Below are 10,526 nucleotides of genomic sequence, written 5' to 3' on the forward strand. Positions count from 1 at the left end.
AGGACCCCCGAAGCGAGTGAAACAGCGCCACCAGACATAGGGCAGGCCTATCGGCGTTGGCTCTGGATACCCAGTGCCGCCGTGAGCGCCCGTTCGGCCACCTTGAGCCTAGCCTCGTCGCCGCCGTAGTCTTCGCCAACGCTGCCCGAGGAATGGCCGAGCACGATGTCTTGGTCTGACTTCGAGATACCAGCCAGCCGGAGCCGGTCTTTCATGAGGTGGCGAAGGGAGTGGGATGGGCCAATTTTGGGATCGTCCACGACACTCCGGACGTGCTTGCCGAGAGCAGCAGACGCCGAGGCGGGGCCGCCCTCGCGACCGTAGGCCGGAAACAGCAGACCTCCCTTGGCCGCCTTCACGGCTTCCTTGGCTGCTTGGAGCGCGGTCCCGAACAGCGGCACTTTACGCCGCGATACAGCATTCTTGATGCGCCGATTATCGTGCCACTCAACAGTCATATGTGGAATGGCGTGGTCAAGGCGAACATCGGCCACCCGTAACCCCGCCACCTCGGCGATGCGGCATCCGGTCCCCTCCATGATTTGCCATATCCGGCGAAGGTCCGGCCGAGCGTGCGACGCGATACGGGCTGTCACGGCCTTCGCTTCCTCCTCCGTGTAGGGACGGCGCTTGTCGCGGTCCGGCTCTGCCTTGGCTCTTGTGGGGTCAGCCTCAAGGTTCATGAATGGGTTGGCTACGCCGGCCAGATCAAATTCCCGGATGGCGTGATTGGTGACGGCGCGGACAACATTCAAATAGCGATCTACGGACGACGCCTTACGCCCGTCCGCCATATGGTCGCGGACTTCCTTGGCATCTTCACGCTTGAGGCTCGCCAACGTCCGGTCACTCTGGAGCGCCTCGCTCACCAGCTTGAAAACGCGTTCCAACTCCATGGTCTTCTTAGTGTCGTCTCCAACGCGCTCTTTGAGATAGAGCTTTCGGGCGTCCTCAAGCGTTGGGGCAGGGCGAGACAGCTTATCCCCGCCGGAAAGGATAGCCACTGCACGACCCTCAATAGGGTCACGGTGCTGTTCGGACCTCGATAGGAAACTCTCCAGGATCACGTCCACCGCATCAGGATGGCTACCGGGCAGCGTTTCGTCGCCGATGTGAACCGTGGTAGACGCCAGTTCTTGCGCCCGCCGCTCTGCCAGCTTGTGCAACTCCATGGGCGTGAGCGTAGATAGGTCAGGCCGGCCACTACGCCGCCGCGTCTCGGCCACGAGCCGCTCAAATTCACCGTTGACCTTTGGGTAGTTGCGCAGAGCCTCTCGCTCTGTACCCCCGAGCAGGCGTTTGAACTCGCCCTGTCCGAGGAGTGGCGCTATGTCGCGAGGAAGCCTTCTACGATAGTGCCAAGTGCCAGCTTTGGTCTGCGTTACGTTCTTCAATACAAGCCCCATTGTGGACCTCCGGTGTACCGGAATGTGGACCGCTGGGAAAGGCTTGGCCTTGAAAACGTTGAGAAATAAGGTGTTCCGTGTGGAACTTGGCTCCCCGGGCCGGATTCGAACCAGCGACCAACCGGTTAACAGCCGGTTGCTCTACCACTGAGCTACCGGGGAACGGAGGCTCTGACGTGAGTGGCGCAGCCTATAGCAAACACCTTTCCGCTTTGCAAAGCAGCAATTCGCAATTTTTCTCCAGTTTTTGATGCGGCTATTTGTGCCATCGTTCGGCGCGCCCACATATGAAGGGCTTCACACGGCACGGAACAAAGCGGCCGGTCATCGCCTTGAGATGACTTAGGCAGTAGATGGGATTGGTTTGAATGACCGCAGCGGACGATGACAGCGCCCCGGCGCGGAAGATTTCGATCTTCGGCCGCGAATTCACCATGCCGCGCTCGCGCGGCTGGCGAATCGCGATCGGCATGCTGCTTACCCTTGGCGGGCTTCTAGGCTTTCTGCCGATACTCGGCTTCTGGATGATTCCGCTCGGTCTGCTGGTTCTATCCTATGAATTCGCCATGATCCGGCGCCACCGGCGGCGTTTCATCGTCTGGTGGGGACGCCGGCGCCGGCCCGACTGAAAAGCGCGGCGGCTCCGCCGCGGCGATGCCTGAACCAAACGACAACCGATTGGTAATCACCACTTTCGCCGCCCATGCGAAAGCGCCGGGAATGACGCGCGGGCGCTTGACGACCTTTGAGCGCCAACATAATGAGTTCGCTCGGAACGCCGGGAGCATTGCGAGGCCTCGTGGCGGAGTGGTTACGCAGAGGACTGCAAATCCTTGCACCCCGGTTCGATTCCGGGCGAGGCCTCCAGATGCTTGGGCTCCAGCGCAACCGCGCCGGAGCGGGGTTCCAGTCGAAGTTTTAGCCGCGCTGGCGCGGAGAGCGGATTGTTGGGACATGAGCGCTGATTTCTCCGAACGCCGCGTGAAGATGGTCGACGGCCAGGTCCGCACCACCGATGTGACCAGCGCGCCCCTCATCGAAGCGATGCTGGTCGTTCCGCGCGAGGCCTTCGTCGGCGCCGGACAGCAGGATCTGGCCTATATCGACGAAGACATCCGCATTTCCGAGGGCGCCAACGGCAGCGGCGCACGCTATCTGATGGAGCCGTCGCCGCTCGCCAAGCTCTTGCAGCTTGCTGAAATCGACGCGGGCGATTCGGTGCTCGATGTCGGCTGCGGCACCGGCTATTCCGCCGCATTGCTGTCCCGGCTCGCGCGCTCCGTCGTCGCGCTGGAAAGCGATCCCGCGCTGGCGGAGGCCGCCAAATCCACGCTTTCCAGCCTTGGCTGCCAAAACGTCACGGTGGTCACCGGGCCGCTGCCGCAAGGGCACGCCGCCAAGGGGCCCTACAACGCCATCTTCATCGGTGGCAGCGTCGAGGAAGTGCCGCCGGCATTGCTCGACCAGCTTGCGGAAGAAGGTCGCCTGGTTGTGGTCGAAGGGCGAGGCAACTCTGGCGTGGCCAGGCTGTTTTTCAAGGCAGGGGGGGTTGTAACCGGAAGAAGGGCCTTTAATGCGGCAATTAAGCCACTACCGGGCTTCGAACGCGTCCACGCTTTCGAATTCTGAGTGATTTTGCCTTGCAGCAAAGGCGCTGTCATGATCGCTTGCGCCTGACAATCGTTGCTGATTGGTTAACCGGGCATCCGGGAGGCCAGTCAGCGGGGGAACGATAAACAACGCGGCGCCGGCCGATCCGTAAGGGTGGGCTGACGTGGCGTGGTTCCCATGCAAAACGAATGAGGGAAATAACGTGCCGCCTCTACGCAAGAGTGTTTTAGTAGCTATCCTTGTTTCCGCCACGGCGCTTTCGCCGCTGGCCGCCTCCGCCGAAACCATTACGGGCGCTCTCGCCAAGGCCTATCAGTACAATTCGCAGCTCAACGCAGCGCGCGCCGGCGTGCGCGTGACCGACGAAGGCGTGGCCATCGCCAAGTCGGGCTGGCGCCCGACCGTCACCGGCTCGGCCAACATCGACTACACCAACACGCATGGTTTTGGCACCAGCAGGAGACTGACGACGGGCAGCTTCGGCGTGCAGATCAACCAGACGCTGTTCGATGGATTTCAGACCAAGAACAATGTCGCCGCCGCCGAATCGCAGGTGAAGGCCTCGGTCGAAAGCCTGCGCAACACCGAAGAGAACATCCTGTTCAACGCGGCAAGCGCCTATATGGACGTGATTCGCGACCGGCAGGTCGCGGCGCTGACCGCGCAGAACCTGCAATTCCTGACCGAGCAGGCCCGCGCCGCCCGCTCGCGCTTCGAGGTCGGCGAGGGCACCCGCACCGACGTCGCCCAGGCCGATGCCTCGCGCGCGACGGCCGTGGCGCAGTTGAGCGCCGCCCGCGCGACGGCGCTGGCGAGCGCCGCGACCTACCACCAGATCGTCGGCGACGAGCCGGGCAAGCTGAAGGCGGCTTCGCCGCTGGGCAAGCTTCTGCCGGGTAGCGTCGATTCCGCGCTGGCTGTCGCCTCCGCAGAACATCCGGCTATCCTTGCCACGCAGCACCTTGTGGATGCGGCGGCATTCTCGGTGAAATCCTCGGAAGGCGCGCTGCTGCCTCAGCTTTCAGCTTCCGCCGGTATTTCGGACAACTACAGCCACACCGTTCCCGGTTCCCCCAGCAATCCGAACGGCAGCTCGACATCGGCCAATATCGGCGCGACGCTGACCATTCCGATCTATTCGGGCGGTCGCACCTCGGCAGTTGTGCGGCAGAGCAAGGAATCGCTCAGCGAGGCGCGCATTCAGGTCGACGTCAGCCGCGACCAGGTGCGCCAAGCCGTGGTCTCGGCCTGGACGCAATATGTCGCCGCGCGCGAAAGCGTGGATGCCAACAGGCAGGTGATCGATGCCGCGCAACTGGCGCTCAACGGCGTCATCGAGGAGCGCAATGTCGGCCAGCGCACGACGCTGGACGTCTTGAACGCACAGAACGCGGTCATCACCGCCAAGATCAACCAGGCGAGTTCCGAGCGCGACGTGGTCGTGGCGAGCTACGCCATCCTGTCGGCGATGGGCCGGCTGTCGGTCGATCGACTGGGCCTGCCGGTCACCAAGTACAGACCGGAAGAGCATTACAACGCCGTCAAGGACAAGTGGATAGGAACGAGCACGCCCGACGGGCGCTGATTCCCGACAGCATGTTTCGGCAAAACGCCGCGTGTCCGATGGATGCGCGGCGTTTGTCTTTGCGGGCGGCTCGTCGGGCCGCGCGTCGCCTAATCTGTTGAAATCCCCCTAATCTGTTGAAATCCAAAGAGTCCCCAGATTGGGGATTCTCGGATGACGATCGGTCGGTTACGCTGTCGGCATTGATTCGAATTCCAACCTGGGCAGGCGGGAATTCCTGGAATGGTCAAGTTCTTGAACGCGTCAGTTCTTGAACGGTCACTAGGGCGGCGGATGTGACGATGGCGACGGCAAGCAGCGCGCAGCGCGAACCTTCCATGGAAGAGATACTGGCTTCCATCCGAAGGATCATCGAAGACAGCGACACCGGGCGCAAGCAGCCGGCCGAGGCCGGCGAGCTGCGCCAGGATCTGGAGCCGGCCGCGGTTAGCGTGCCGACGGTCGAGGTCGACGCCTTTCGTTCCGAATTGCATGCCGACACCGGCCCCCGCAAGCCGGCGACGCTGGCCGAGGTCCAGGCTCAGCTTGCTGCGGCCGATCCGGCGATCGCGCGCGTCGAGGCTCGTCCCGAGCCGGTCAGGGCGGCTCCGGCTGCGGTCGATCCTGAGGGCGCCGAGCCGAGCGCGCAAACCGCCACGAGCAGGCCGGCCGCGGCAAATGCGCCGCAGACGGCCGAGACCATCGTCGCCGATTGGCGGCGCGAAATAGCCGCGGTCGGCGGCAGCACGGTCACCGCGAAACCAGCCGTCCGGGCCCCGGAAGCCGCGCCGAGGGTTGAGATCGAGAGGGAAGAGCCGGCGCTTGAAGCTGCCGCGCATGCCGGCGCTCCCCGAGCATCCGAACCGGAGGCGCAGCCGGCTCGGCCCGCGATCCTTTCCGAGCATGCGGGCCGGCAGGTTGCCGCGGCCTTCGGCGAGCTTTCCGATGCTTTCGCCAGCCGCGGCAAGAAGAGTTTCGACGAGATGGCCGAGGCGATGCTGCGGCCGATGCTGCAGGATTGGCTCGACAACAATCTGCCGACGCTGGTCGAAAGGCTGGTGCGCGAGGAGATCGAGCGGGTGGCGCGCGGGGCGCAGTAAGCTGCCGGAATACGAATGCTGAAAGCGCCGCCTTTCGGGGCGGCGCTTTTGCTTTAGGACCCGCCGCGCCCTTGCGAGCGACATGAGTCAGGCGAGCCGCCATTGCGGCACCGGCCGGGATTGTCGCCGGGCGCGTCACGCCTATCTGTGAGAGTGATCGCAGCTCTCGCGGTTGACTCGGCCAAGACCTTCCGATTTACACCGGACGCTTGTTCCCGACAGTTCGGACCTCCTCCATGCTTGAAAAGACATACGACGCCAAAACCGTCGAGCCGAAGATCGCCAAAATCTGGGAAGACGCGGATGCCTTCCGGGCAGGCGCCGGCGCGGAAGAAGGGGCCGAAGCCTTCACTATCGTCATCCCGCCGCCGAACGTCACCGGCTCGCTGCATATGGGCCATGCGCTCAACAACACGCTGCAGGACATTCTCGTGCGCTTCGAGCGCATGCGCGGCAAGAACGTGCTTTGGCAGCCCGGCATGGATCACGCCGGCATTGCCACGCAAATGGTGGTCGAGCGCCAGCTCATGGAAAAGCAGATCCACCGCCGTGATCTGACGCGTGAAGAGTTCATCGAGAAGGTCTGGGAGTGGAAGGCCGAATCCGGCGGCGCGATCTTCAACCAGCTGAAGCGGCTCGGCGCCTCGGCCGACTGGTCGCGCGAACGCTTCACCATGGACGAAGGCCTGTCCAAGGCGGTGCTGGAGGTCTTCGTCACGCTCTACAAGGAAGGCTTGATCTACAAGGACAAGCGCCTTGTGAACTGGGATCCGAAGCTGCTCACCGCCATTTCCGATCTCGAGGTTGAGCAGCACGAGGTCAACGGCAATCTCTGGCACTTCCGCTATCCGATCGAAGGCGAGGCGTTCGACCCTGGGAACCCGAAGACCTTCATCACGGTCGCGACGACGCGCCCCGAGACGATGCTCGGCGACACGGCCGTGGCCGTGCATCCGGACGACGAGCGCTTCACCGATCTGGTCGGCCGCAACGTCGTGCTGCCGATCGTCGGCCGCAAGATTCCGATCATCGCGGATGAGTATTCCGATCCGGAGAAAGGGTCCGGCGCGGTCAAGATCACGCCGGCGCATGACTTCAACGACTTCGAGGTCGGCAAGCGCCACAAGCTGCCTGCGATCAACATCCTGACGGTCGAAGCGGCCATCAAGCTGAAGGACAATGAGGATTTCCTCGCCGGTCTCGAGGTCACGCCGGAGCGCCAGGCCGTGTGGGACGAACTGGACGGGCTCGACCGCTTCGCCGCCCGCAAGAAGATCGTCGAGCTAATGGAGACTGGCGGGTTCCTCGACAAGATCGAGCCGCACCGGCATGCCGTGCCGCATGGCGACCGCGGCGGCGTGCCGATCGAGCCGTTCCTGACCGACCAGTGGTACGTCAACGCCGCCGAGCTCGCAAAGCCGGCGATCGCCTCGGTGCGCGAGGGCCGTACCAACTTCGTGCCGAAGAACTGGGAAAAGACCTATTTCGACTGGATGGAGAACATCCAGCCCTGGTGCATCTCGCGCCAGCTCTGGTGGGGCCACCAGATACCGGCCTGGTACGGGCCGGACGGGCACGTCTTCGTCGAAAAGACCGAGGAAGAAGCCTTGGCCTCGGCGGTCGAATATTACCTTGCGCTGGAAGGGCCGTGGAAGGCCTGGGTGGAGGACAAGCTGGAGAATTTCCAGCCGGGCGAGATCCTGACCCGAGACGAGGACGTGCTCGACACCTGGTTCTCGTCGGCGCTGTGGCCGTTCTCGACGCTCGGCTGGCCGGACCAGACGCCGGAGCTCAAGACCTATTACCAGACCGACGTGCTGGTGACCGGCTTCGACATCATCTTCTTCTGGGTCGCCCGCATGATGATGATGGGTCTACATTTCATGGACGAGGAGCCGTTCCACACCGTCTATGTGCATGCGCTGGTGCGCGACAAGAACGGGCAGAAGATGTCGAAGTCGAAAGGCAACGTCATCGATCCGCTCGACCTGATCGACGAATATGGCGCCGATGCGCTGCGCTTCACGCTGACCGTCATGGCGGCGCAAGGGCGCGACGTGAAGCTCGATCCGGCGCGCATCGCCGGCTACCGCAATTTCGGCACCAAGCTGTGGAACGCGACGCGCTTCGCCGAGATGAACGAGGTCGCGCGCAACGACGAGTTCTGGCTGAACGACGCGAAGCTGCAGGTCAATCGCTGGATCCTGACCGAGCTGACTCGGGCGGCGCGCGCGGTCACCGAAGGCATCATCAGTTATCGTTTCAACGAGGCGGCGGGCGCGGCCTATCGCTTCGTCTGGAACCTGTTCTGCGACTGGTACCTGGAACTTCTGAAGCCGGTGTTCATGGGCACGGACGAGGCCGCCAAGGCCGAGAGCCGGGCCTGCGTCGCCTTCGTGCTGGACGAGATCTACAAGCTGTTGCATCCGATGATGCCGTTCATGACCGAGGAGTTGTGGGCGCAGACCGCGGGCGAGGGCAAGGAGCGCTCCTCGCTGCTTTGCCATGCCGCCTGGCCGTCGCCCGACTTCGAGGACGGCGAGGCCGCCGCCGACATCAACTGGCTGGTCGACCTCGTCTCGGGCATCCGCTCGGTGCGCTCGGAAATGAATGTGCCGCCGGCGGCGATCGCGCCGCTGATGGTGATCGGCGCCAACACGCTGACGCAGGAGCGGCTGGAGCGTCACGCCCAGGCGATCAAGCGGCTGGCGCGCGTCGGCGATATCGCGCTCACCGATGCGCCGCCGAAGGGCTCGGCCCAGATCGTGCTCAACGAGGCGACAGTGAGCCTGCCGCTCGGCAGCCTGATCGACCTCCAGGCGGAGGCCGCGCGGCTGCAGAAGGAACTGGCCAAGGTCACCGAGGAGATCGCGCGCCTGCACAAGAAGCTGTCGAACGAAAAGTTCGTCGCCAACGCGCCGGAAGAAGTGGTCGAAGCCGAGCGCGAGAAACTCGCCGAATATCGCGAGGCGCAGGAGAAGCTTTCGGTGGCTTTGACCAGGGTCCGCGACGCCGGCTGAGCGGCAAGAATCGCCCTCGCTCAGGAGGCGCTTTCCGGTACGTTAGCTGCCTCGAAAATGGGCGTGCCGCTACGTTAATTTTGACGTAAACGGAAAGTTTGCGCCCCATTGTTGCCATAATGTAACAATGGGGCCTGCAAGCCCTTAAAATGGCTGTTTTTGCCCTGTTTCGGGGTAGTTTCTTCCGATTTTTTCGATCATTTGACGCTGGTTGGCGCGATTTGGGCGCCAATTGCGCCGCCCCTGACCACGGCAAAAATACGTGCTGCCAAGGTGTACATGTACAGCTCTTGAAAACGTTGTTGCGCCGTTAACCCGAATTGGTTCTAGCTTGAGCCACTTGTATTTCGGGGAGGGATTTCCATGAATATTTTGCGGCTTAAAGCTCTGGCGGGGGCAGGCTGCTTTTCGATCGCTTTGATCGGCGCCGCGATGCATCCCGCGCATGCCGGCGGCCTGGAGCGTGGCGGCTACGACATCGACCTGTTGTTCGATCCGGCGCCGGTCGCGACGGAGGCTGAAGCGACGTATGTGATGCCAGACCGCAAGTACAAGAATGCGCGCGGTCCGCTCGGCTTCAATTTCCTCAGTTCTACTGCGGATGGCGCCGAGCCCTATTGGGTGCCGCGCATTGGGGTCAAAGCCCAAGTTGTGCAAGGCGTCGACTGCATGGTCGACTATTCACAGCCGTGGGGTGCCCACACCGCACCCGGCGCGGCGTGGAATGGCGCTTTTTCCAACGTCGAAACGGATATTAAGAGCAATAACTATGCTGGTACCTGCTCATATAAGTTTGATGCGGGTAAGGGCCAGCTACGTTTTATCGGCGGCGTGTTCTATCAGGACATTTCGGGGTTCAAGGAAAGCTTGGTGGGTTTCAATCCAGTTGGACCGTCACCGATTGGCCGCGTCGACCTAGAGGCCAACGGTTGGGGCTGGCGCGCCGGCATTGCCTACGAAATTCCTGATATCGCGCTTCGGGCCAGCTTGGTCTACAATTCGCAGGTCAAACTTGACAATATCTCTGGCACGCTCACGACCCCGAAAGGGTCTCAGCCGATTTACGGCTCAACGCAATATATGCCCGACTCGGTGGAACTCAAGCTCCAGTCGGGTATCGCGCCCGGCTGGCTTGCCTTCGGCTCGATCAAATGGGTAAATTGGAGTGTGCTGCAAAGCGTTCCGATTTGCCCGACTCTTTTTGTTCCATCATCGTCGTGCTTCACGGGCTCCCCTGGCGCGGTCACCTCGCTCGACCTTATGTATCGCGACGGCTGGACTGTTTCTGGAGGTATCGGCCACAAATTCAACGATCAATGGAGCGCCGCCGGCCAGCTGACCTGGGACCGTGGCACGTCGCATGGCTATGGTGCCCAGACCGATACTTGGACGCTCGGTGGCGGTGTTGCCTATACGCCAAGCCCGAACGTTGAACTTCGCTTGGCTGGTGCGGTTGGTGTCATGACCAGCGGCCACTCCGGAACTTTGGCCGGCGAGAATGGCTATGTGGCCGGCACCGATGCCAGTTACGACTTCGGCAACGATCTCGTCACGGCAGTTTCCGGTGGGCTTAAGATCAAGTTCTAAGTTTCTGAAAATTCAAGAAAAAGGCCGGGCACTGCCCGGCCTTCAGACTGCTGACAAACCCCTGGCGTTAGCCGGGGGTTTTTGATTCACTGGGTCATGTTGAAGCGACCCGCCCCCGAACAGACCGCGCTTGAGATGGTAACGTTGGATCAGCTGGTTCCGGCTGATCATCTGCTTCGCAAGATCGATCGAGCGATCGACTTTTCCTTCATCCACGATCTGACGGCGCCGTTGTACT

General features: G+C 62.4%; 7 protein-coding genes, 2 tRNA genes and 1 pseudogene. 8 read left to right on the plus strand and 2 right to left on the minus strand.

Annotated features, from left to right (window positions below):
• Positions 1-47 precede the first annotated feature (47 nt).
• Both AC0YKC_RS25335 and AC0YKC_RS25340 read right to left on the minus strand, forming a co-directional pair.
• The gene (locus AC0YKC_RS25335) at positions 48-1,406 is read right to left on the minus strand and encodes a site-specific integrase (RefSeq protein WP_488513055.1); all 1,359 of its coding nucleotides are present in this window, start codon (positions 1,404-1,406) and stop codon (positions 48-50) included.
• An 87-nt stretch (positions 1,407-1,493) separates the two neighbouring features.
• Positions 1,494-1,568, minus strand: a tRNA-Asn gene (locus AC0YKC_RS25340).
• A 206-nt stretch (positions 1,569-1,774) separates the two neighbouring features.
• On the opposite strand from AC0YKC_RS25340, the gene AC0YKC_RS25345 reads away from it, so the two are divergent.
• The 8 genes and pseudogenes from AC0YKC_RS25345 to AC0YKC_RS25380 form a co-directional block, all read left to right on the plus strand.
• Positions 1,775-2,035 (plus strand): hypothetical protein, encoded by a 261-nt coding sequence (locus AC0YKC_RS25345; protein ID WP_320295430.1) that lies wholly within the window; start codon positions 1,775-1,777, stop codon positions 2,033-2,035.
• A 164-nt stretch (positions 2,036-2,199) separates the two neighbouring features.
• A tRNA-Cys gene (locus AC0YKC_RS25350) sits at positions 2,200-2,273 on the plus strand.
• An 87-nt stretch (positions 2,274-2,360) separates the two neighbouring features.
• On the plus strand, positions 2,361-3,035 hold the full coding sequence (locus AC0YKC_RS25355; RefSeq protein WP_488513056.1) for a protein-L-isoaspartate O-methyltransferase family protein: 675 nt from the start codon (positions 2,361-2,363) through the stop codon (positions 3,033-3,035).
• A 184-nt stretch (positions 3,036-3,219) separates the two neighbouring features.
• Positions 3,220-4,602 (plus strand): TolC family outer membrane protein, encoded by a 1,383-nt coding sequence (locus tag AC0YKC_RS25360; protein WP_488513057.1) that lies wholly within the window; start codon positions 3,220-3,222, stop codon positions 4,600-4,602.
• A 281-nt stretch (positions 4,603-4,883) separates the two neighbouring features.
• Positions 4,884-5,681, plus strand: coding sequence for a PopZ family protein (locus tag AC0YKC_RS25365; RefSeq protein ID WP_488513058.1), 798 nt, complete (start codon positions 4,884-4,886; stop codon positions 5,679-5,681).
• A gap of 236 nt (positions 5,682-5,917) precedes the next feature.
• Complete coding sequence (locus tag AC0YKC_RS25370; RefSeq protein ID WP_488513059.1) at positions 5,918-8,701, plus strand: valine--tRNA ligase; 2,784 nt, start codon at positions 5,918-5,920, stop codon at positions 8,699-8,701.
• Positions 8,702-9,064: 363 nt separating this feature from the next.
• On the plus strand, positions 9,065-10,288 hold the full coding sequence (locus AC0YKC_RS25375; RefSeq protein ID WP_488513060.1) for an outer membrane protein transport protein: 1,224 nt from the start codon (positions 9,065-9,067) through the stop codon (positions 10,286-10,288).
• 96 nt (positions 10,289-10,384) lie between these two features.
• Positions 10,385-10,526, plus strand: a pseudogene (locus AC0YKC_RS25380) (IS5/IS1182 family transposase); the annotation flags it as partial.

The sequence above is a fragment of the Mesorhizobium sp. CNPSo 4661 genome (assembly GCF_057784215.1).

Coding starts and splice junctions, on each gene's coding strand:
- AC0YKC_RS25365 (WP_488513058.1), top strand. CDS start 4,884: ATGGCGACGGCAAGCAGCGCGCAGCGCGAACCTTCCATGGAAGAGATA.
- AC0YKC_RS25345 (WP_320295430.1), top strand. CDS start 1,775: ATGACCGCAGCGGACGATGACAGCGCCCCGGCGCGGAAGATTTCGATC.
- AC0YKC_RS25375 (WP_488513060.1), top strand. CDS start 9,065: ATGAATATTTTGCGGCTTAAAGCTCTGGCGGGGGCAGGCTGCTTTTCG.
- AC0YKC_RS25355 (WP_488513056.1), top strand. CDS start 2,361: ATGAGCGCTGATTTCTCCGAACGCCGCGTGAAGATGGTCGACGGCCAG.
- AC0YKC_RS25335 (WP_488513055.1), bottom strand. CDS start 1,406: ATGGGGCTTGTATTGAAGAACGTAACGCAGACCAAAGCTGGCACTTGG.
- AC0YKC_RS25370 (WP_488513059.1), top strand. CDS start 5,918: ATGCTTGAAAAGACATACGACGCCAAAACCGTCGAGCCGAAGATCGCC.